Source organism: Exiguobacterium sp. RIT594 (genome assembly GCF_003339585.1).
In the GTDB taxonomy this organism is placed as follows: domain Bacteria; phylum Bacillota; class Bacilli; order Exiguobacteriales; family Exiguobacteriaceae; genus Exiguobacterium_A.
Window position 1 is genome coordinate 41,465 of record NZ_QPKF01000002.1, and the last position, 22,543, is coordinate 64,007.

General features: G+C 47.0%; 21 protein-coding genes and 1 other annotated feature. Of the genes, 12 read left to right on the forward strand and 9 right to left on the reverse strand.

Features of this window, described 5'->3' with window-relative positions:
• The first annotated feature begins 130 nt into the window (after window positions 1–130).
• Both DVG79_RS10110 and DVG79_RS10115 read left to right on the forward strand, forming a co-directional pair.
• Window positions 131–1,528 (forward strand): MATE family efflux transporter, encoded by a 1,398-nt coding sequence (locus DVG79_RS10110; RefSeq protein WP_114596617.1) that lies wholly within the window; start codon window positions 131–133, stop codon window positions 1,526–1,528.
• Between the two features lie 111 nt (window positions 1,529–1,639).
• Window positions 1,640–2,212: a 3'-5' exonuclease gene (locus DVG79_RS10115; RefSeq protein WP_114596618.1), complete on the forward strand. Its 573-nt coding sequence runs from the start codon at window positions 1,640–1,642 to the stop codon at window positions 2,210–2,212.
• A gap of 50 nt (window positions 2,213–2,262) precedes the next feature.
• Here the strand turns inward: DVG79_RS10115 and DVG79_RS10120 are convergent, their stop codons facing one another.
• The 3 genes from DVG79_RS10120 to DVG79_RS10130 all read right to left on the reverse strand — a co-directional run bounded on the left by DVG79_RS10120 (window position 2,263) and on the right by DVG79_RS10130 (window position 6,444).
• The gene (locus tag DVG79_RS10120) at window positions 2,263–3,378 is read right to left on the reverse strand and encodes an NADH-dependent flavin oxidoreductase (protein ID WP_114596619.1); all 1,116 of its coding nucleotides are present in this window, start codon (window positions 3,376–3,378) and stop codon (window positions 2,263–2,265) included.
• A 103-nt stretch (window positions 3,379–3,481) separates the two neighbouring features.
• On the reverse strand, window positions 3,482–5,587 hold the full coding sequence (locus tag DVG79_RS10125; protein ID WP_114596620.1) for an MMPL family transporter: 2,106 nt from the start codon (window positions 5,585–5,587) through the stop codon (window positions 3,482–3,484).
• 62 nt (window positions 5,588–5,649) lie between these two features.
• Complete coding sequence (locus DVG79_RS10130) at window positions 5,650–6,444, reverse strand: hypothetical protein (protein WP_233494585.1); 795 nt, start codon at window positions 6,442–6,444, stop codon at window positions 5,650–5,652.
• Window positions 6,445–6,559: 115 nt separating this feature from the next.
• Here DVG79_RS10130 and DVG79_RS10135 point away from each other — a divergent pair, with 115 nt between their 5' ends.
• Window positions 6,560–6,736 (forward strand): YycC family protein, encoded by a 177-nt coding sequence (locus tag DVG79_RS10135; protein WP_114596622.1) that lies wholly within the window; start codon window positions 6,560–6,562, stop codon window positions 6,734–6,736.
• 62 nt (window positions 6,737–6,798) lie between these two features.
• Here the strand turns inward: DVG79_RS10135 and DVG79_RS10140 are convergent, their stop codons facing one another.
• Both DVG79_RS10140 and pulA read right to left on the reverse strand, forming a co-directional pair.
• Window positions 6,799–7,281, reverse strand: coding sequence for a site-2 protease family protein (locus DVG79_RS10140; protein ID WP_114596623.1), 483 nt, complete (start codon window positions 7,279–7,281; stop codon window positions 6,799–6,801).
• A gap of 217 nt (window positions 7,282–7,498) precedes the next feature.
• On the reverse strand, window positions 7,499–9,511 hold the full coding sequence (gene pulA, locus DVG79_RS10145) for a type I pullulanase (protein ID WP_114596624.1): 2,013 nt from the start codon (window positions 9,509–9,511) through the stop codon (window positions 7,499–7,501).
• Between the two features lie 161 nt (window positions 9,512–9,672).
• On the opposite strand from pulA, the gene DVG79_RS10150 reads away from it, so the two are divergent.
• The gene (locus tag DVG79_RS10150) at window positions 9,673–10,167 is read left to right on the forward strand and encodes a YajQ family cyclic di-GMP-binding protein (protein ID WP_026827201.1); all 495 of its coding nucleotides are present in this window, start codon (window positions 9,673–9,675) and stop codon (window positions 10,165–10,167) included.
• 49 nt (window positions 10,168–10,216) lie between these two features.
• On the opposite strand, the gene DVG79_RS10155 is transcribed toward DVG79_RS10150, so the two are convergent.
• Window positions 10,217–10,999, reverse strand: a complete 783-nt coding sequence (locus DVG79_RS10155) for a 3-hydroxybutyrate dehydrogenase (RefSeq protein WP_114596625.1) — start codon at window positions 10,997–10,999, stop codon at window positions 10,217–10,219.
• 114 nt (window positions 11,000–11,113) lie between these two features.
• Between DVG79_RS10155 and DVG79_RS10160 the strand changes: the two genes are divergently transcribed.
• The 3 genes from DVG79_RS10160 (at window position 11,114) to DVG79_RS10170 (ending at window position 13,156) form a co-directional block, all read left to right on the forward strand.
• The gene (locus tag DVG79_RS10160) at window positions 11,114–11,989 is read left to right on the forward strand and encodes a LysR family transcriptional regulator (RefSeq protein ID WP_114596626.1); all 876 of its coding nucleotides are present in this window, start codon (window positions 11,114–11,116) and stop codon (window positions 11,987–11,989) included.
• Window positions 11,990–12,085: 96 nt separating this feature from the next.
• Window positions 12,086–12,499, forward strand: coding sequence for a carboxymuconolactone decarboxylase family protein (locus DVG79_RS10165; RefSeq protein WP_114596627.1), 414 nt, complete (start codon window positions 12,086–12,088; stop codon window positions 12,497–12,499).
• A 63-nt stretch (window positions 12,500–12,562) separates the two neighbouring features.
• Window positions 12,563–13,156 (forward strand): metallophosphoesterase family protein, encoded by a 594-nt coding sequence (locus DVG79_RS10170; RefSeq protein ID WP_114596628.1) that lies wholly within the window; start codon window positions 12,563–12,565, stop codon window positions 13,154–13,156.
• A gap of 74 nt (window positions 13,157–13,230) precedes the next feature.
• On the opposite strand, the gene DVG79_RS10175 is transcribed toward DVG79_RS10170, so the two are convergent.
• Together DVG79_RS10175 and argS are read right to left on the reverse strand one after the other, a co-directional pair.
• Window positions 13,231–13,836 (reverse strand): hypothetical protein, encoded by a 606-nt coding sequence (locus DVG79_RS10175; protein ID WP_114596629.1) that lies wholly within the window; start codon window positions 13,834–13,836, stop codon window positions 13,231–13,233.
• Between the two features lie 29 nt (window positions 13,837–13,865).
• Complete coding sequence (gene argS, locus DVG79_RS10180) at window positions 13,866–15,548, reverse strand: arginine--tRNA ligase (protein ID WP_114596630.1); 1,683 nt, start codon at window positions 15,546–15,548, stop codon at window positions 13,866–13,868.
• Window positions 15,549–15,606: 58 nt separating this feature from the next.
• Window positions 15,607–15,828 (reverse strand) — a binding site (T-box leader).
• Between the two features lie 125 nt (window positions 15,829–15,953).
• Between argS and DVG79_RS10185 the strand changes: the two genes are divergently transcribed.
• Entirely contained in the window at window positions 15,954–17,630 is a 1,677-nt protein-coding gene (locus DVG79_RS10185) for a GGDEF domain-containing protein (RefSeq protein WP_114596631.1), read from the forward strand.
• A 6-nt stretch (window positions 17,631–17,636) separates the two neighbouring features.
• Window positions 17,637–18,425, forward strand: a complete 789-nt coding sequence (locus DVG79_RS10190) for an alpha/beta hydrolase (protein WP_233494586.1) — start codon at window positions 17,637–17,639, stop codon at window positions 18,423–18,425.
• A gap of 62 nt (window positions 18,426–18,487) precedes the next feature.
• Here DVG79_RS10190 and trhO read toward each other — a convergent pair whose 3' ends face one another.
• Window positions 18,488–19,405 (reverse strand): oxygen-dependent tRNA uridine(34) hydroxylase TrhO, encoded by a 918-nt coding sequence (trhO, locus tag DVG79_RS10195; protein WP_114596633.1) that lies wholly within the window; start codon window positions 19,403–19,405, stop codon window positions 18,488–18,490.
• A 236-nt stretch (window positions 19,406–19,641) separates the two neighbouring features.
• Here trhO and DVG79_RS10200 point away from each other — a divergent pair, with 236 nt between their 5' ends.
• The 3 genes from DVG79_RS10200 to DVG79_RS10210 all read left to right on the forward strand — a co-directional run bounded on the left by DVG79_RS10200 (window position 19,642) and on the right by DVG79_RS10210 (window position 22,460).
• Window positions 19,642–20,286: a TVP38/TMEM64 family protein gene (locus DVG79_RS10200; RefSeq protein WP_114596634.1), complete on the forward strand. Its 645-nt coding sequence runs from the start codon at window positions 19,642–19,644 to the stop codon at window positions 20,284–20,286.
• A gap of 294 nt (window positions 20,287–20,580) precedes the next feature.
• Entirely contained in the window at window positions 20,581–20,907 is a 327-nt protein-coding gene (locus tag DVG79_RS10205; protein ID WP_114596635.1) for a DUF485 domain-containing protein, read from the forward strand.
• Window positions 20,904–22,460 (forward strand): solute symporter family protein, encoded by a 1,557-nt coding sequence (locus tag DVG79_RS10210; RefSeq protein WP_114596636.1) that lies wholly within the window; start codon window positions 20,904–20,906, stop codon window positions 22,458–22,460. Before DVG79_RS10205 ends, DVG79_RS10210 begins: the two co-directional genes overlap by 4 nt.
• The last annotated feature ends 83 nt before the right edge of the window (window positions 22,461–22,543 follow it).

Consider the following 22,543-nt stretch of genomic DNA (forward strand, 5'->3'; position numbering starts at 1 on the left):
TCTTCAATCGGCGGAGTGTCTTTTAATCGTTTTGCACATTGCCTGATTCGATTACTTGCATCCGGTTGTCGAAGCGACTAATCTGAATGAAAATCCATATCCCTGTTTTGAAAAAAAGGAGGCTCTCCTGATGATGAATAAAAATACGGCTCGTTTGGGAGAAGCACCCATCAACAAACTCCTGATCGGTCTGTCGCTCCCGGCGATGATCGGGATGCTTGTGACTGCTCTTTATAATATTGTCGATACGATTTTTGTGGCGCAAGGAATCGGGACAGTTGCCGTCGCGGCTGTCGGCATAGCGTTCCCCGTTCAGCTCGTCTTGATGGCCATCTCGAACTCAATCGGAATCGGCGGTGCGGCTATTGCTTCTCAGCGGCTTGGTCAAAAAAATCTGGCAGGTGCCAGTCGTGCCTATGCCAATGTCCTGATGACCGTTTTCGTCGTCAGTATGCTTGCGATTATCACGGCGTTCATCTTCGTCGAACCGTTGTTACAGGTGTTTGGTGCCACACCGGAAATCATGCCGTACAGTATTGATTTCCTCCGTGTCCTGTTACTCGGTTCCCCGTTCTTCATGTTGACGATGGCTTCGAGTGCCATGCTTCGGGCAGAAGGACGTGCCAGTTATCAGATGCGTGTCATGCTGACGACAGTCGCCATCAACATCGTCTTGACGCCCCTATTTATTTTCGGACTCGACTGGGGCATTCAAGGGGCTGCACTTGGGACGGTCGTCGCGCAAATCGTCGGTTCCGTTCTGATTTTCAGATTTTTCTTTACCAAAGCGAAAAAAACAAGTCTTGTCCTTGACCGCGAAGCCTTTCGGTTTGATCCCAAACTGGTCGGTCGGATGGGACAGATCGGCTCATCGTCTTTCATCATGCAAGTGTCACAGTCCATCTTATTCATCACCGTCAACCATATGCTCGTCCGCTACGGCGGTACGACGGAACTCGCGACTTTTGCCGTCATCAATAAGTTCATGGCACTTGTCGGAATGCCAATCATGGGAATCGTCCAAGGGATGCAGCCGATTGTCGGCTACAACTTCGGATCGAAACAGTTTGATCGGATGTCACAAGCAATCAAGCTGGCCATTCGCTACGGGTTGAGCCTGTCGATCACGCTTTGGCTGTTAATCCAGCTGTTCCCCCGTTTTTGGGTCGGAATGTTTACGGAAGATGCGACATTACTCAATGAAGGTTCGACCGCGATGCGGATTTTATTCGCAATTTCATTCGTTTACGGGATTCAGATGATCATCAACGGAATGTATCAGTCACTTGCCAAGGCGCGGATTGCCTTGTTCCTGTCGCTCTCGCGGCAGACCTTATATACGATTCCACTCGTCCTGATTTTACCTATCTTTTTTGGAGTACAAGGGGTTTGGTTCGCCTTCCCGATTGCTGATTTAATGGCCGTTTTGACGGCTGTCGTTTTTGCCTACCGTGACCGGATCATGCTCTTTAAGCCCGATGAGTATACGGAACCTGAAGCCCAAGAAAAAGCGGTACAAGCTAAATAACCAAAAAGTAGTCCGTCCTGTCTAAAGACAGACGGACTTTTTGATTAAACGAAAAGACGAACATGCATTCTGAATCAAAATACGGTATGCTGTTTGAAAAGGAGAGATGATATGGAACGTTATACACTGGCGATTGATTTTGAGACAGCAAACCGGAACAGCCGCAGCATCTGCGCCTTTGGCTGGTCTGTTTTATCCGATGGGAAAGTCCTCACAAGCAAGCAGGTCTTAATTAATCCGGAAGAAGACTTTGATGCCGGTAATATCCGTGTCCACGGCATTCGCCCGAGTGACGTCTGGGATGCACCGGCCTTACCGGAAGCAATGGCGGCACACGGCTTGTTTGAATTAATTGAACAGGCCGAGCTCGTCGTTGCCCATAATGCAGCTTTCGATATGGGTGCGCTCCAAAAAGCGGTTCAAAAATATGACTTATATCAAATGCCGACATTTCAGTATGGCTGTACAGTCAAATTGTCACGGAAGCTGTATCCGTGGTTGCCGAACCATAAGCTAAATACGATGGCGGAGTTTTTAGGTGTATCTTTTAAGCATCACGATGCGAAGGAAGATGCCTATATCTGTGCATTATTACTTCAGGATATGTTCGACCGGACGAACATGGATCATCCCGTTGAACTGCATCATTTTTGTGGTGTCCGGATGGGTGAAGTCGCTTACTGACACTAAAAAAGGAGCAACTCAGAATTCTGAGCTGCTCCTTTTCGTATTTCTTATTTTGTTGTTTGTTTGATTGGGAACCAGCCTGGACGGCTCGTGATTCCTTGCCATAGTGCATCCGGCACGACGAGTTCCGACTGTGCCGACGGATCGAGTTCTGTCCGAATCGATTCCGTTTCGCCAGCTTCTACTTTTTCGACCCATTTTGGTTCCATGATTAACTCACGGCCAAGAGCGACGAGTGGCACGACTTCAAGTGAACGCTCGACTTCTTCCGGTGTATGGAGTGAACCGACACCGATGACCGGAACGTGTTGACCGACACGTTCTTGTACGAGACTGATTGGCGAACGCGTTTCGTTTTGATCACGAATCGATCCTGCAAAGAAGTCCATGACGGAAACGTGCAGGTAGTCGAGATCTTTTTTCCCAAGTGCATCAACGAGTTGCATCGTATCGTCGAGTGTAATTCCCGGATTTTCAACTTCTTCCGGTGAGAAACGATAACCGACGATGAACGAAGGATCTTGTTTTGCAACGGCTTCGACCGCATCGACGACGGCTAGTGGGAACGCAAGACGTTTTTCAAGACTTCCGCCCCATTTGTCCTCACGACGGTTCGAATGTGGAGAAACGAATTGTTGAATTAAGTACGTGTTCGCACCATGAATCTCCACTCCGTCAAATCCGGCTTCCATCGCACGGCGTGTCGCTTGACCGAACGCTTCGATGATCGCGTCGACTTCTGCTGCTTCCAGTGCACGTGGTGTCATTGCGCCTTCACGTTCTGGTGCTACTGCACTTGCGCTGACTGTTTGTCCGCCGACGAGTTCCGGTGGTGCCATACGACCCGCGTGGAAAATTTGCAGAATCGCTTTTGCGCCTTGATCTTGGATTGTTGTAGCGAGACGTTTCAGGCTCGGAATCAATTCATCGCGCTCTGCGCCAAACTCGTTCGGGAATCCTTGACCGTCTGCTGTGACGTTGGCACATGCTGTAATGACTGCACCGACTCCACCTGAACGTGCTGCGTAGTATGCAAGCTCCGCTTCTGAAACTTCACCGTTTTCTTCCGCCGCGTAGTTCGTCATCGGCGCCATCATAATCCGGTTTTTAAGGGTCACTCCGTTTGGAAGTGTAAACGTATCAAACATCTTTTCATTAGCCATTGAAGCATATCCTCCTCTGAAATCTTAACTTGAATATCGTCAGTATACGCCCGCCCTGCTTTAAATGACTAATGATGTGCTTCACTGATGTTCTGAACGATGATCAGATCCGGTATTTTCGTTTTCGCCGTCCGCCCGGCCACCACCAGTTCCAGTGTCCGAACAGCTTCATCAGTGCCGGAACAAGGAACATCCGGACGATCGTCGCATCAATGAAAATCGCCAAAGCAATTCCGACACCAAGCTGTTTAATCGGACTGACGCCGGTAAACGCAAAGGCACCGGTGACGACAATCATGATCAAGGCGGCGGAGGTGATGATTTTACTCGTCTTCGCCAGTCCCATTTCCGTTGCGAGGTCATTATCCCCGGTCTCATCGTAGTATTCTTCCATTCGTGAGACGAGGAATACTTCGTAGTCCATCGATAATCCGAAAACAAGCGAGAAGATGAACACAGGGGTTAAGATACCGATTGTTTCGGCCGGGAACACCCAGCCCGATTCAAATAAAATGACGAGCAGACCAAATGTTGCTCCGAGGCTGAGCAAATTCATCAAGATGGCTTTGATCGGAATCAAAATCGACTGGAACGCAAACAACAGGATGATGAATGTCGCAAGTAAGACAAGACCTAACGCGAGCGGCATCTTCGAATAGATTTCATCATAGATTTCCTGATTAAAGGCCGCCGGTCCTCCGACCTGATATCCTTGGTCCCGCACGTCGCGGACCCACTTTTGCGAACTCTTGTCTCCCGGATCTCCCGTCAGCTTAACATTGATCCTAGCAATGCCTTGATCAAATGCAATCAAAGGCGCCAACTGTTCTTTTCCCTGTTCGCTCGCAGCAAGCTGGGTCACAGTCTGTCCATTCGCTTCCGCCAGCGCCGTCGCTGAAATGACACTGCTTACTCCGGCATCTGCTTCGAGTCGTGTCGTCAACGCTTCCAGTTTTTCGACACCTTGTTCCGTTTGAAAATCAGCTTTCAGCAAGACAACGGCATCGGTCCCATCGTCGCCAAAGGTTTTTTCCCACGCTTCAAATGCGAGGCGTGATTCATAATCTTCCGGTAACGCGCTTGCTTGCGGAATGTTCAGTTCCAAGTCGCGCAACGGAATTAAACACGGCAACAGCAGAAGGAGCGAAAAAAGGGTAATGGCAACCGGACGTTTCATGACGAACCGGGCGAGCTTACGCCACCGGACTTCCCCCTGCTCCGAGTCCGCTTTGAAAATCCGCCCTTTTTCCAGACTGCCACCGAGTAGTGCGAGCAGGGCCGGAAGTAAGGTCACGGCGCTGATGACGGCACCCAGTACCGAAACCAGCGTCCCGATCGCCACTGCTTGAAACACGTCGACATCAATGACGAGCAAACCCGCCAACCCGACGAACACACAAATCCCGGAAAATAAAATCGATCGTCCGGCTGTCGCGACCGAGACTTCCGCTGCTGCCCTAATCGACCGTCCGGCTGTCCGTTCTTCCCGGAACCGGTTGACGTAAAGCAGAGAAAAATCGATTCCGAGGGCGAGAGAAATCATCGCTACGGCATTTAAGACAAAGATGGATAATTCCTGTTGTCCGGCGATGAAATACAACGTTCCGGCTCCGAAGATGAACGTGACGAGTCCCATGATGAGCGGCAAGACGGCAGCAAGCGGCGTCCCGAAAACAAGAAATAAGACAAGTAACGCTGCCGGTACGCCAATCAATTCTGCCCGGACCAAATCATTTTTCGATGCGGTATTCAAATCGTCAACGATCAACGGCTCTCCTGTCAGCCGAATCGTATTGCCGTTTTGCGGATCCAGTTTTTCCTGCACCGCCTTCACCCAGGAGGGATCAATGTCCGGTATCCCGATCGAGACGTAACCTTTCCCGTTTTTTAATGCTTCCGGATTTTCCTGTGGACCGACGACCTGTCCGACGCCTTGAATCTTCCGAAATTCTTTAACATGGCGCTCCATTTCCTGTCGGATGCTTTCTTTTTCCCCTTCAAACAATACGATGATTTGGTGTGGATCCTGCTTAAATTCCTTTTCTAACGTGCGTTCGACTTGTTGAAATTCCCCGTCCCGTGTAAAGCCGTTTCCCTTCAGCTGATCCGGAAGTTGCACCGCAAAATAACCAAGAATCAGCAACAGCACCACCCAGGTAACGCTGATGCCTTTTCGAAAACGGACTACGTATTGACCAAAACGTTCCATCTGTCATCTCCCTCTCTGTATACAAGAAACACATCCTTCGCCTGCTACGACAAAGGATGTGTTTACGTCTTTTGAAAAATCTGGAGCCACGTATTTCCGAAATTCGCCGACGTCGAGACGATGGCCAGACGTTGCGCCGATTCATCCAGTAAAACCGTCTTTAACAGGATCGATGACTGGCACCCATCAAATTTAAATTTCAGTTGCTCTTTTTCGTACAGATAAAATCGATTGGCATCCGTGACAGAAAACAGATGTTGCCGGCTGTCGACCAACAAATAATCGTCATACTCGGAAAACGGAATCAACTGTTCCTGTTCCGTAAACGCATCCCAAATGACATAACGTGATTGATTCACATCATAGGAAATCATTGTTCCCGGTGCGAGCAGACGTTCGAACGCATACTGCGGATGATACCCCCGTTCAATCAAACGTCCTAATAGAGGAGCTTCGTCATAATCTGAAAAAGTTCCTTCCTGTTTTTCAAAACAATAACGCACGACATCGGTCTCAGCCGAGTACATAAAAATCTGATTGTCTCGCCATTCATACAGATTACTGAACCAGGCATCAGCAAAGAGGATGGGGCGATTCATATATTGGAGACGTCCGTCTCTTAAATCGAGTAAACCAAACAATGAAGTTTCTTCAAAAACGATGAACACACGGTATCCGTCCGGCTCAAAGAACCACGTGAACGGAACATACGCACATGCTGTCTCCCACCGTATTCTCAAATCCAAATCACATTTTGTAAATCCGCCTTGATCCCGGTATAAAATCAGATCATCGCCAAATCGGTCAAAAAGTGAAACAGATTCATGGAACAACAGCTCAGCGGCTGGTTTATACATACGCATCACTTCCTACTCCCTACGGTATCAACCTTCTTCATTTCTAGCTACTGTCGATGCGCTCGAAGAGCATGTCCTGTATACTTAAAGGAAACAAAAAGGAGGTACACATACTATGAAACCCCTACAACTGTCTGCTGATACAGCTGTTGAACTTTCGAAACGTCTCAATGTGCCGCTCGAACAGTTAATGCACATGCCACGGCATATTTTGATACAAAAACTGGTCGAATTAGAAACGGAACAATCCGACTCTTCTTCTGCGGATGATACATCTTCAGAAGATAAATGATGCAAACATGCCCTTCTTTCGTGCGCTGGCCGCATAAAAGAAGGGCATTATTCTTTGTACAATCAAGCTTGTGGATTATATTCGGACTTTCCATAACGGAATACATTAACAATCGCTTTTCCGTCACTCGGATAACCGTTCGGATGATCAATCGGAAATAACGAGAAGAAAATGAAATAGAACGAGAAATAGGCGAATTGATACGTAAAAATCGAAGCCTCAAAGACGCCCGCATAAATCAAGCCGTTTACAATCAGAATGCTCGCCAGATTAAAGATGGCTCCACCGGCGTAGACGGTAATGTTCGTAAATTTATTTTCATGACGAAGTGCCTCATACTGACACCAGCCGTCCCAGAAATAGATACGGTTCAAGCGGATGGGACCAACACGTAACAACGATTTCCCCGATCCGATATTGATTTCCATGTTACCGCCAAACAGACGTGCGAAAAAGTAATGCCCCATCTCATGAATTAACGTGACGATTGGTAAGAGTAAAAAAAACGAAAAGAAAAATTTCCAGATATCATTGAAGCCGAACATAAAATACATCCTTTCAAAAAAACCAGCACTCTAAATACTACTTATAGTATGTTCCCGGAAGCCCTGAATTAAAACAGCAAACATGAAAAATCATTAAGTCATTATGATGACACCGCAACATGACTGTTACGTTGCGGGATGCGGCTCTAAAAAAAAAGAATCGGAGCCCACATCAGTGAACTCCGATTCGTCTAATTGCCTCGTTGCTTAAGACTCGTCATTTATTATGTTTACGCCGTTTGTTCGCTGCATACAATAAACCAAGAATCGTCAGTGCAGCGCCGCCTGCCACTGCATATTTTTTATAGTCTGCTTTCCGTTCGGCAACGACTGTCGTCGACAAAGCCTTCACGACAAGCTGTTTTTCTTCATGCAGACGGGGCGCGTGAATTTTTACAACCCCTTCTTCGACGAGAATTTCGAACTCGCCGCCCGGTAACTCGATTGTCACATCGTGTTCCGTCGCATTGTGATACACCCGCTGACGTTCAACATATCCTTCATATGTCCGCTTCAATTCATAGGCGATGATGCCTTCTCCTTCTTCGAGGAAGCGGAGATGTTTGCGGATCATGGCGGTATTTTCGAGACGGAACATCGGATACTGACGCCGCAGCGCAATCAATCCTTTGACATACTCGACGCCGAACCGGAACTCTTCTGCCCGTTCATAATCGAGTTGATTGACAACTTCTCCGGAGTTGAAGCTGTCCCGAATGCCGTTTTTTGTCCGGAAAAACTCCTGTCCCGCATGTAAAAACGGAATGCCTTGTCCGGTTAAGATAATGGCATTCGCAAGCATTTGTCGTTTCCGACGGACTTCATCCGTATCTTCCGGCCGTGATACGGACAATTTGTCCCAAATCGTTAAATCATCATGGGCTTCGGCGTAAGAAACGACTTGATTCGGTTCATCCGCAAAGCCTTGTGAAGAAACATTTCCGGCGATTCCCCGTTTGACTTCGTTTGTCCGCTCGAAAGCCCCGCTGATGAATCCGCGGTCAGCCGGTGTCTGAACGTCACCTTTGACACCATCACGTAATCCGTTGTTAAAATGAGCGATTCCCGGCATCTGCGGAGCATTAAAGTAATTGGCTTTTTGATCGGCTGCGAGTGGTGTGTCAAGATCCCATCCTTCCCCGATAATCAAGATCGACGGATCAATCCGGTCGAGTGCATGACGGACTTGATTCATCGTTTCGATATCATGCAAGCCCATCAAGTCGAACCGGAATCCGTCCAGATGATACTCTTTTGCCCAGTACGTTACACAATCGAGAATGAACTTACGCATCATGAAACGTTCTGATGCTGTGTCGTTTCCACAAAAGCTTCCATTCGAAAGTGTTCCGTCTGCTGCCTGACGGAAAAAATAACCCGGAACGAATTGTCCAAGTGGTGCCGTTTCCGCATCATAGACGTGATTAAAGACTACATCCATCACAACACGAATACCTCGGTCATGCAAGGCTTGAATCAACGCTTTTAATTCCCGGATCCGTGCTGCCGGATCATCCGGATTCGACGAATAGGATCCTTCCGGTGCAAAATAATTGACGGGATCGTATCCCCAGTTGTAGTTATCCGGATCGTTCGGCGCTGCCTCATTCACTGAACCGAAATCATAAATCGGAAGTATTTGGACATGCGTCACACCTAAATCCGTCAGGTAATCAAGACCTGTCAATCCGCCTGATGGTGTCCGTGTCCCTGCTTCCGTCAATCCGCGGAATGTGCCCCGCTCGATAACCCCACTCGCCGAATGGCTCGTCGCGTCCCGAACGTGTAATTCATAGATGACGGCATCTTGTGACGAATGGAAGAGAGGGCGTTCTTCAATCCAACGCTCGGGTTGGATTGTGGACGGATCGATTAATGCTCCCCGTTTACCGTTTGTCCCGACTGCTTTCGCATACGGATCGACCGCTTCGACTTTCTGTCCGTTGATGCTGGCTTGAAACGTATAAAAGTAACCTTCATACACAGCACGATCGAGTTCGACGACGAATGTCCCCTGCTGATCCGCCGCCAATTCAAGTTCTTCAACTTTTCTTGCCCGCAATGTCCGGTACAAACGAATCACGACACGTTCAGCCGTCGGGGCCCATAAACGGACCCGTATCGTTTTTTCATCAAATGTCGCTCCTAAATCCGATCCTTTATAGGCATACCGCTCATCCAGCTCTTCTGGTGTGAGCGTCAACATATCTGCTGTTTGCTTCAAAGCCATGCACCCCTTTCATTTCATGGTTTTCATTATAACAAAATTTCATCCAGATGAACGATTCGACTGTTTCTCTTCCATTTTCTTTTGGCGAAACTTCGGCACGAAGTCAAAGCATCTGCGGACAAATATGTTAAAATGGTTGTGGAACGAAAGGGGAGATTCTTATGGCAGCAAAAGACAATTCATTTGATATCGTGTCACAAATCAACATCGAGGAAGTCAAAAACGCGATGCAGGTCGCTTTAAAGGAAATCACGAACCGCTTTGATTTCAAAGGATCAAAAAGCGACATGAAACTCGAGAAAGAAGATTTGATTCTGATCTCAGATGATAATTTTAAACTCGATCAAGTCAAAGATGTCCTGACAGCGAAACTCATCAAGCGCGAAGTCCCGACGAAAAACCTGCAATACGAAAAAGTCGAGCAGGCAGCCGGAAACACGGTCCGCCAACGCGTCATTCTCAAAAGCGGCATCGATCGTGATGATGCTAAAAAAATCAACAATGCCGTCAAGGAATCCAAACTCAAAGTCAAAACTCAGATTCAAGACGATCAAATCCGTGTCACTGGCAAATCGCGCGACGACTTGCAACAAGTCATGCAAATCGTCCGTGAATTACCATTATCGGTCGACGTCCAGTTCCTCAATTTCCGTTAAGTACAAAAAATCCCTTACTCCGATTGGAGAAAGGGATTTTTTTTCATGCTTATTGCGCTGTATATCCACCATCCAGGACAACGGCTTGACCGGTTACACCGGCTGCTTTGTCACTCGCGAGGAAGATCGCGTAATCAGCAATCTCTTTGACTTGAAGTAAACGGTGTTGCGGTACTAATGGATAGATGACCTCTTCGAGTACCCGATCGAGCGGCACATTCCGTGTTTCGGCAAGCGAAGACAGTTGTTTTTGGACAAGCGGTGTATCGACGTAACCCGGGCAAATCGCGTTGACGGTAATGCCGGACGTCGCTCCTTCAAGTGCCGCGACTTTCGTCAGACCGATGACACCGTGTTTCGCACTGTTGTAGGCGGCCTTACCGGCAAATCCAATCAATCCGTTAATCGATGACATATTCAAAATACGTCCGAACCCTTGTTTTTTCATGATTGGGAAGACATATTTCGTATACAGGAACGGCGCCCGTAACATGATGCTTTGGAGTAAATCAAATTTTTCAGTCGAAAATTCTTCAATTGGTGAGACGTGTTGCATACCGGCATTGTTAATGACGATATCGATCCGTCCGTAATGTGACATCGTCTGTTCGATACTTGATTTGATGGCTGCTTCGCTCGTGACATCCCCTGCTACGGCAAAGGCTTCAAATCCTTTACTTTGAAGTGCTTCTGCCGCCTGTTTCGCTGCATTTTCCTGTAAATCAACGATGACGACTTTTGCGCCTTCCTGTGCAAATTCTTCCGCGATTTCAAGACCGATCCCACTTGCCGCTCCGGTAATCAATGCGACTTTTCCTTCAAGTTGTTTCATCTTCATCTACTCCTCTTTACTCGTTTGTTTCTTTTACTGTACGCTTAGTCAATGAATAATAAAAATGAATACTTGTTATGATAGATATAACAAAAACGAATAGGAGTGAATCAGATGGATTTTCGGCAATTGGAATATTTCACGGAAGTCGCCCGCTTCAAAAGTTTCACCCGGGCTGCGGATCACCTCCATGTCACGCAACCGACACTCAGTAAAATGGTCCGCCATTTAGAAGAAGAACTCGATATCGAACTGTTTGACCGGAGTAAACGGCAAATCGTCTTGACGGACGCCGGAGAAACCTTACTCGTCGAAGGCGAAAAAATACTGAATCAGCTCGCAGATCTGCCGTCCCACCTCTACGACGTCATGCACTTGACGAAAGGAACACTCCGAATCGGTGTACCGCCTCTAATCGGTTCCTTGTTTTTCCCTCGTCTGCTCCGTCTGTTCCGTGAACGGTATCCGATGGTGACGATTGAAATTACGGAAGCCGGTGGACATGCGCTTGAAAAAGCCGTCGTTGCCGGTGAAGTCGATTTGATTGCAACAGTCTTTCCGGCCGATGAACATTTGACAGTGTATCCCTTTATTGAAGAAGAACTGCATTTATTCTTACCGGAACACCATCCGCTCGCTGACCGCTCATCGATTGCACTGGCGGATGTCGCCGAAATGCCGTTCGTTCTTTTTAATGAAACCTTCTCCCTTCACGATGTCGTTTTACAGGCTTGCGACGCGGCAGGTTTTCAACCGACAATCGCCCATGTCAGCTCGCAATGGGACTTCCTGTGTTTACTCGTCGCTGAAGGCAATGCGGTGACCGTTCTGCCGCGGTCTTTAGCCCAACAGATGACAATCAACGGTGTCAAGACGATTCCACTTGATGTCCGTGTACCGTGGCAACTTGGTGTCGCGGTTCCAACCGGGCGCTATCAGTCTTATGTGACACGAGAATGGATTCGATTCGTTCAAGAAATCCATTCCTGAAACGAATGACAAGTATAAAAATCATGTATTTGTAGCATGGGTATTCTTCCTTTAAGATAAATCGTATCGTTCATAACAGAAAGGAAGTTATTCATCATGGCTACAGACTTAAACAACAGACACGAAGTAGGACTAAAAAAATTAAACGAGTTCACCGATACAAATTCAGCTCAATCGACGCACGAAAAAATCGCCGAATCGTTAAAAGATATCGCACCGGCAGTCGGTGAATGGATTACAGATTTTGCTTACGGTGAAGTTTACAGCCGGAACGGGCTTGTCAATCGCGACCGGGCAATCGTCACGATCGCTACACTCGTCACACAAGGGACAGAACCTCAACTTGCCCTTCATATTAATACCGGCTTAACTGCCGGATTGACAGGAAATGAGATTGTCGAAGCCATCATGCATCTTGTCCCTTACACCGGTTTCCCGCGTGTCCTCAATGCACTCGAAGTCGCAAAAGTGGTCTTTGCCGAGCGCGGGATCACGGTCGACCCGGCTTAATTAAAAATAGGATGAGCCGCATGAAACGCGGGGTATACTCTTAGTACAAGGGAGCGATGCCAGATGCAGTATGCACTCATCACGGATTTGCACAGTTCATTATCCGATACACGTGCTGTGTTGACAGATATTCAACAGACAGCTCCGCAAGCCATTGTCTTTTCGCTTGGAGATGTCCATGAGTGTCACATCGGAAAAAAGCGGGCTAAACGGTATACATTTGAAGAAATCGAACAAATCGTGACGCTTGATCCGGATTTTTTGAAGTTGCTGTTTTTTGAGACGTTGCTCGGAAATCAGGAAGAACGGTTGTTTTCCTTGATTCCAGCAGGGATATCCAGTTATCTCGATCAACTGCGCACATCAAATCGGACAAAACAAATCGCGTCTGCTTTGTTCATTCACGGCGACCAATTGAAATGGAGCTATGATTTGACACCCGATACATCCGCTTATCCCGACCGTCTCTTATTTTTTGGACACAGTCATGTGCACGGACTATTCAAAGAGGGTAAACGTCTGGCGATTCATCATGATATCCCGATTTCCATCAAACGTGGCCGTTACGCCATCAACGTCGGACCGGTTCTGGTCGAACGTGAATGGTTGCTGTACGACACAACCGCCGAAACCATCACTTTTCATCAAGTCAAATGAATGTCTGACATGACAAAATCCCCCGTATCCTTCACGATTTGTGAAGGGTACGGGGGATTTTGATGTCATCTCGCTTATAGAAAACGGACAAGTGAAGCGCGAACTAAATCCACTTGTGTAAATTCTGTTTTATCAGCAAACTGATTCACGACACGGCGGACTTCACCTTGACGACGGACGAAGCTCGTCGGTACCGGTGTCTTCCGGACGAGTTGCTCATACAATGTCGTCAATTGATGATCATCGATGACCGTAGTCATTTGATCGAGGAACAACAGGACATGAAGGCGGTTCAAATAATCCCATGGCTTGTCTTCCGAACGAAATTCATTGCGCGCCAACCATTTTTTTAGACCGATGGCATCAATTTGATTCAACGTCTCTTTCGTACGGGGGGCTTTCCATAACGCCAATAACTCACCGAGTTTTTTGCGCGTCTGTTTTTTTTCCATGAAGAACTCGAAGTTACTTTTCGTATCGAGTGCGTCACCGCTGATCGGAGCAATTTGATCGGCTCCTGGTGCTGTCACGAAATCTAAGATGAAATCGACTGATTCACCTGGAAGCCATGTCGCGACCTTTCCATGAAAATCAGCAATAAAAGCGATGGATGAAGCCAAGTCTTCCTGATTCATTTGTGTAGATGCGTGCTGTAACCGTTCCATTGTCTCTTTGTTCATATGATAACCCCATCTTTAATTGATTTATCTTACATTTCTTCAGGAGCGCCGACACCGAGCAGGCGTAATCCTTCCGTCAATACAATCGTAACCGATTTTACGAGTGCGAGGCGAGATTGTTTTTCCGCGTCGTCTTCGAGGACACGAACCTGTCCGTAATATTTGTTGAAACTTTGAGCCAAATCAAGAACGTAACGGCTGATGATTGATGGTTCGCGACGTGTAAACGCCCGGTCAATCACTGCCGAGAACTGGTTCAACATCGACACGACACCCCATGAATAGTCGTCTGCGCTACCCGCAAACGCTGATCCATCGTATTCGCCTTTACGTAACAATGAATTTGCCCGCGCATTCGTATATTGGACGTACGGACCGGTTTCTCCTTCAAATTTCAACATTTGCTCGAGATCAAATTCAATGTTGTTCATGCGCTCATTTTTTAAATCGTGGAAAATGACAGCACCGACACCGACTTCGCGTGCCGTCTGTTCGGCATTGGCAAGGTTCGGATTTTTCTCGGCGATGTTTTGTTTCGCGACATTGATTGCATCTTGAAGCACTTCTTCAAGAAGGACAATCCGTCCTTTACGCGTCGACATCTTTTTCCCGTCTTTCATGATTAAACCAAATGGAACATGGTGCATGCCGTCAACATTTTCAAAGCCAAGTTTCTTCAGAACAGCAAACAGCTGTTTAAAGTGGAGGGCCTGTTCACCGCCGACAACGTAAAAGGCCTGCTCGAAACCGTATGTCTCAAGACGATAGACGGCAGCAGCCAAGTCACGTGTTGCATACAATGTCGCTCCGTCTTTTTTCTTAATCAAGGCAGGAGGCATTCCTTCGGCTTCGAGATCGACGACCATTGCGCCTTCCGACTCGACGAGCAACTCTTTTTCTTCCAATAAGTCGATCACGTGTTGCATCTTATCATTATAGAAGGCTTCGCCGTTCAAACTGTCGAAGCTGACACCAAGCATTTCATAGACACGGTTGAACTCGACGAGCGAAACTTCACGGAACCATGTCCAAAGTGCTGTTGCTTGTTCGTCACCCTGTTCAAGTTTCTTGAACCAAGCACGACCTTCATCTTCTAAGCCTGGGTTTTCTTCCGCTTCTTCATGGAAACGCACGTACAGTTTGAGCAATTCTTTGATCGGCTCAGCCCGGACGTCTTCTTCCTTGCCCCACATATTGTAGGCGACCATCAATTTCCCGAACTGTGTTCCCCAGTCTCCGAGGTGATTGATACCGACGACATCATATCCTTTTTTTCGTGAAATCTGGTTCAGCGCATTTCCGATGACTGTCGAACGTAAATGTCCCATCGAGAACGGCTTCGCGATGTTTGGTGATGAGAAGTCAGTCACGATCGTTTTGCCGTTCGCTTCGCTTGATCCGTAAGCTTGCTGTTCTTCTAAAACACGTTTAATGATTTCACGCGAAACCACTTCCCGGTTTAGGAAGACGTTCACGTACGGTCCCGCTGCCTGCACGTTCGAGAACAGTGGATTATCGATTTTTTCAGCCAGTTCCGTTGCAATCATCATCGGTGCTTTCCGGAATGCTTTTGCGAGTTGGAAACACGGGAATGCCAGATCTCCGTGATCCTCATGTTTTGGTTGTTCAATCAACTGTTCGATCTCTTCTTGTGACAATGCATCACCAATCACATCATGTAATACTTGGGCGTATTGTTGCTTGTAACTCATTTTGTTTCCTCCAAACAGTTTATTTTTTTCCAATAAAAAACGCCCTTTGCGCAACACGCAAAGAGACGGAATGACCGCGGTACCACTCTTCTTGGTGTCGACGGTACGACACCCACTTTAACGGGGATAACGGGGTTCCCCCGGCTAGGCCTGATCACACGGATTCGGATAGCATCTCGGAAGTGCGTTTCACGATGGTCTAATCTGTTCAGGCTTCCACCGTTCCCTGATTCGCTGGTCGATTACATCATATCGCTACTTTCTTCGTCATCGATTGTTTGATATCTTTCACATTATACGCAATTCACCGCATTCTCTCAACCTTATTTTTTTGTAAATCCGTTATCATAATTTCCACAAAACGGGTATAAGTAGGGAAGGACTGTTAAAGGAGGGAGACACATCATGGTCTACTATCAAAAAGTCGCACGAAACAGTTGGCTTGCCTTGTGTCTCGTTGCTGGTCTGCTTACCTTCACTTTACTGACACATCCGACACTCATCGACTTTCCGCTCTCATTTGGCAATGCCACTTATCTTCTAGCGCTCATCATCCTGTTCCAGTTCGACAACGTCCGTCGTGGAGGCATTTATTATACGTTTCAGGAAGGCATTATTTTATTCATCTTTCTTAATTACGGATTATGGCCGTCCATTCTTCTCAGCCAAATCGGCATCTTCGTCTTTCAGTTTTTTTCTCATAAAAAAGAAATTCGCCGTCAACGTTTTTTCTACTTGTATCCAATCAACGCCCTGTTTGATTTAGTTTATCTCGCCTCTCCGTCACTCGTCTATTTAGTACTCGGCGGACCGATTGGAACCGGCTTTACTTACTCGAAAGCACTCCTTCCGCTTCTCGGCTATTTGACGACTGTCATGATCGTTTCCTATCTCCAATGCCGGTTCGTCAACCGTATCTTATATCTGAAATATGATTGGGTACGCCTTGTCCGTCTGCAGACACTTGTCTACGGTATCAGTATCTTAAGCGCTCTGCTCGGAATCTGGTTTTATGATGAGAACCCGCTCATCGCCGCTTCCGTCTCGACGCTGATCTTATTTTTATTCAAACGATTGCTCCAGCAACGCGGGGAAACGATCGAAGCGAATGAAAAAGCCAAACGGTTTGATGACGCCAAAGAACATCTGCTGATTTCCCAGTTTGAACAAGAAACGATTGACTCCTTATTACGCGACCTGCCGCATCTGATTGATTTTTCGGAAGGTTGGATATCGATTCAGCAACAGCGTAAGCAAACCATTTACAATATCCGGACGAAAACAATCATCGATGTCCTGCCTTTATTCCATTCCCTGAAGGCCGAGCAGCTGCAAACACCACTCATCCATGGTCTAAGGTGCGATTGGGGGACGGACATTCAAATTGACTTACCCGTTGACCGTCATTCGATGATTGCGATTCCATCCATTACAAACGAAGATGTCGATGTATCGATCGTCCTGTTTCATCAAACCGCGGATGCCTATGATGAGACAAGTGCGGACGAAATTTCGCGTTTGTTACGTATTTTTTGTCGAGTGTTGCACCGTTCACGGGAAACTTACCAACTGTATGCTGAGAGCCGGACTGATGCTTTGACGGAGCTCGCCAACAGTCGTGCGTTTTACGAGGAAGGGGCACAGCAATTTACCTCCGACCGCTACCCTTTGTCGATCATTTTATTTGATATCGATCACTTCAAACATGTTAACGATACGTATGGACATAAGGTCGGTGACCTTGTTCTGCGTGAACTCGGTCGCAGGATCCGGACCGTGCAACAGAAAAAGCAGAACGTCTTCGCAGCACGGTACGGCGGAGAAGAATTTGTCCTGTTACTTCATCAAGCTCCACAGAACGAAGCCATCGATTTTGCAGAAGAAGTCCGACATGCTGTCCTCGACCGGCCGTTTGTCGTCGACGGACATCGTTTATCCATCACCATCAGCCTCGGCGTCGATACCGTCGAATATCCGTCGGAACGATCGTTTGAAGAATCGCTTCGTCAAGCGGATCACGCCCTTTATGTCGGCGGCAAACACAACGGTCGCAACTGTACTGCTCATTACGCTAATCTTTGAAAGGTCGTGATTATCTTGTCGATTACTGAAATTGAACGACTGGTTCCCACACTTGAAATGCCCCGAACAATCCGGATTTATCGTCCGACTGAACTCCCGGTCGATGAAGCACTCCCGGTCATTTATATGCACGACGGTCAAAATGTATTCAGCGGTGAGACTGCCTCTTTCGGAAAAGGATGGGAAGTCCATCATGCACTTCATACCATTCAGTTACATGCGATGATCGTCGCCATCGACAGTCCGGATGATGGAATGGACCGCTACGATGAGTATGCCCCTTGGACGGACGAAGCTCTGTTAATGCGCACCGCTTATCCTTCCCATCGCAAGACGATTGGCGGCAATGGAAAACAATACATGCACTGGATCGTTCATGAACTGAAACCGTATATCGATGCGCAGTATGCGACGATTCCGACGGATACGACCATGATCGGCAGTTCGATGGGAGGTGTCATTTCACTGTACGGCTTGTTTGCTTATCCGGAAGTCTTTACGCGTGTCGCTGCTTTATCAACGGCCGGTTGGGCGAACTTTTCTTCTTTACTGGAATTCATTGAGCGCAGTCCGGATTTATCCGAGGACCATCGTTGTTATATGGATGTCGGTACGAAGGAAGTCAGCGGACCGATGACAGAAAATGACTACCTGCATACGAACGAGGTTTTGGCGAAAGCGGTGCAGAAAAAAGTTCAACACGCGGCTTATGAAGTCATTCCGGGTGCCGTCCATCATGAAACCGAATGGGCAAAACGGATGCCGGATATTCTCCGTTTCTTATTTTCATCCTAAAAAAAGCAGGCTGACAACATCCTGGATTCGGATGTTGTCAGCCTGCTTTTATTCATACCTGATTACTTTACCAGTTCTTCCATTTGTTCTTTTACATAACGGTTGCGCGGGTGTTCCCGGCATTCGTCTGAACAAGAACGCATCACTTTCGGTTCACATTCTTCACAGCAGAAGTGTTGACGATTACATTCCGGATTTGCACAGTTCACGTATCGTGTTTCGTCTTTTCCACAGTAATAACAAGTCGAGACAACCGTTGGATTGACTTCGTTAACAGGTACTTGAATGCGTTCATCGAACACATACAATTCCCCTTCCCAGTCTTCTCCACGTGTCGCTTCATCTTTCCCATACATGACGACGCCGCCTTTTAAGTGGAAGATGTCGTCGCTGTTTTGACGTTTACGGAAATATGCCGTGAATTTTTCACAACGGACACCGCCCGTACAATACGTCAGAACTTTTTTCCCTTCAAACAAGTGTTCATTTTCATCGAGCCATTGCGGAAATTCACGTGAGGCATCGACATCGACCTTGACGGCATTTTTAAAATGACCGAGATCGTATTCGTAGTTGTTCCGGACATCCAGAATGACGACATCTTCATTTTGCATCATGTTTTTCCACTCGGCCGGTTCAAGATACGCCGCATGTTCTTCCGGCACGTTGAATTCATCTTCAAAGCGCCATGTGACCAGTTCGCTTTTATAACGAACGAAAATTTTCTTGAAGGCATGTTCGTCGACCTCATCGATTTTGAACTCGATGTCACTAAACCGTGGATCGGCAAGCAGGTCCTGCATGTATTGATCGGTTTGTTCGACTGTTCCAGACAGTGTGCCATTGATTCCTTCCGGAGCAATCAGGATTCTTCCTTTGATGCCAAGCTCTTTGCAATAGGCAAGATGCTCTTTTGTTAATTGTTCCGCATTGTCGATTGGAACATACTTATAAAATAATAGTACGCGATAAGGTTTCATAATCCTCATTGGCCCCCATGTCAGTTTTTTGCAGTAAAACGAACGTTGGCGAACGAAGCGTCATAGCTATTAGCTAGCTGGGAACGCCTGCAAAACGCACCCATTTAAGTATAATACCAACTTCATTTGAATTGTACAATTGCCAGTTCAGCAGATGGTACGATAAAGTTTTTCCTTTCTGACGGGGAAAGAGTTAAAATAGAAATTAGCAGTTTATTTTGTAAGGAGGATTCCGAATGCTCCAAACCGTCCGTCAGTGGATTGAACAAATGATTACGTTTCTCCAGGATCTTCCGGGTGGTGCATCGACCGGATTGATTGCTCCTTTTCTGGAATCACTTTTTCCGTTCCTCCCGCTTGTTCTTATCATTTCCGCCAATGCAGCGACTTATGGCTTTTGGATGGGTGTACTCGTCTCTTGGGTCGGTAGTATGCTCGGTTCTCTTGTCGTCTTTGCCTGTATCCGTTATTTATTTCGCCGCCCCGTCACGAGGTGGCTTGAACAACATAAAGCCGCCCAACAGTGGATTGAACGGGTTCGCCATATGAGTCCGATTTCGCTTGGTTTTTTCTTTTCCCTTCCGTTCATGCCGGCCTTTATCATTACAGCCATTTCTGCAATGATTCAACTGTCGCTTCGGACGTATTTGATTGCCGCTGGAGCAGGTCGACTGATCGTCGTCATCATCTTCTCGTTAATCGGTAAGGAGTGGTCGACGTTTTTGGAACGACCGATCCGTCTTGTTTTTTTGTTCCTGATTTTACTTGCCATCTGGGGAGTCAGTCGTGGCGTCGAAGAAATCATCAAACGGCGCGCCCTCGCACGACGTTCGAAGTCACTACGTGATCTTGAACAGGAAATCGGGGACAATAACAAATGATATAACCAACTGTCGGCACATCCTCCATCAGGGTGTGTCTTTTAATTATGCGGATTTCAACGTTTTTTATTCATTTCCCTTTATTTTTCCAGGCAGGACTTTTGAATCATTTTTTCATATTAATATGTTTTTAAAATAACGTTCACATTTTGTTCAACATTGAAAACGCTTACAATAAAATGGTAAGACCAATATTAATATAATATCTCGAATTCCCCCTTCTAAATTAGGATAGATTTTCCAAAGGAACTGTCTCTATAATGAATTTAAATTCATTTTCAAAGGAGGCGTCTCATGCACCAGGTATCTGAAACAGCGAAGACGGAAACGACACGCTCTGCCCAGACAATCGTAGAAAGTGCATCGTTTAAACAATTGATGCGCGAAAAAAATGCATTCATCTTACCGGCCATTGTATTTTGTCTCATTTTTTATTTTACGCTTCCCATCATGACCAGCTATTTTACCTTCTTGAATCGGCCATTACTTGGTGATATCACAGGGGCTTGGTTATTTGCTTTCCTGCAGTTCATCATGACGTGGACGTTTTGTACGCTTTATAACAAAAAAGCACGTTCGTTTGATCGATTGGTCGAACAGATCAAGGAGGAATCACGATGAACTATACCGCTGTCGCCCTATTCGCTGCGATTGTCGGGTTAACACTCGTCATTACATATTTCGCTGCCCGTAAAACAAAGACGGCGAATGATTTTTATACTGCGGACGGTGGCTTGACCGGTGCTCAAAACGGTATCGCCATTGCCGGTGACTATATGTCTGCGGCTTCCTTCCTCGGAATTGCCGGAATGATCGCCCTGGCCGGATTCGACGGATTTTTTTATTCGATCGGTTTTCTCGTTGCCTATCTTGTTGTTCTCTATCTCGTTGCCGAACCGTTGCGCAACTTAGGAAAATACACGATGGCTGATATGATTGCTGCCCGTTTTAATGCCTCGAAAGTTCGGGGTGTCGCAGCGATGAACTCGATTGTTATTTCCATTTTCTACATGATTGCGCAATTGGTCGGAGCTGGTGCTTTGATTGAGTTGTTACTCGGAATTCCATATACGACAAGTGTCATCATCGTCGGTATTCTGATGACTGTGTACGTTGTGTTTGGCGGGATGACGGCCACCTCATGGGTGCAAATCATCAAAGCGATTTTGTTGATGGCCGGTACAGCCGTCATTTCCTTCATGGTATTTGCTAAATTCGACTTCTCGATCATGAAGATGTTCTCGGAAGTGAAACAAGCCACACCGCTCGGTGACTCCTTCTTGAATCCCGGTAATAAGTTTAAGTTACCGCTCGATACGATTTCCTTAAACTTGGCACTTGTTCTCGGAACAGCCGGCTTGCCGCATATCTTAATCCGCTTCTTTACGGTTAAAGATGCACCGACTGCCCGGAAATCCGTTGTTTATGCGACCTGGATCATCGGTGCGTTTTATATCTTAACGATTTTCCTCGGCTTTGGAGCCGCTGCCTTCGTTGGAGCAGATGACATCATCGCTGCGAATGCAGCCGGTAATATGGCGGCACCTCTCCTTGCGCAGGCGCTTGGCGGAGACTTACTGTTCGCCTTCGTTGCGGCTGTTGCTTTTGCGACCATCCTTGCCGTTGTGGCCGGACTGGTTTTATCGGCTGCTTCCGCCTTTGCTCATGATTTTTACAGTCATATCCTGCGTAAAGGACAAGCAACGGAAAAAGAACAAATGACGGCTGCACGCCTCGCTTCCATTGCCGTCGCACTCGTTTCGATGGTACTGGCGTTATTTGCACAATCAATGAACGTCGCTTTCCTTGTTTCATTGGCCTTTGCAGTTGCAGCCAGTGCTAACCTGCCCGTCATTTTGCTGACGATTTTCTGGCGCCGTTTCAATACTGGCGGAGCTGTCACAGGTATGGTCGTCGGTCTTTTCTCTTCACTGCTTCTCGTCGCGCTCAGTCCAAATATCTGGGCAGTCGACGGTTCAGCCTTATTCGTCGGGGAAGCGTTATTCCCACTGTCGAATCCGGGAATTGTTTCGATTCCACTTGGTTTTCTAGGTGCGATCGTCGGAACACTTGTTACAAAATCGGACGAAGTGGCCGGTAACTTCGAACGTATTCTTGTCAAAGCCAATACCGGTATTGATACAGCAACTGAAGTTGCGGCATCAAAAGAATAATCCCCTTAACGGCTCCTTCAACACCCTTGAAGGAGCCGTTCCCTTTTACATTTTGCGAATGGATTGCCATACTAACCGTATGA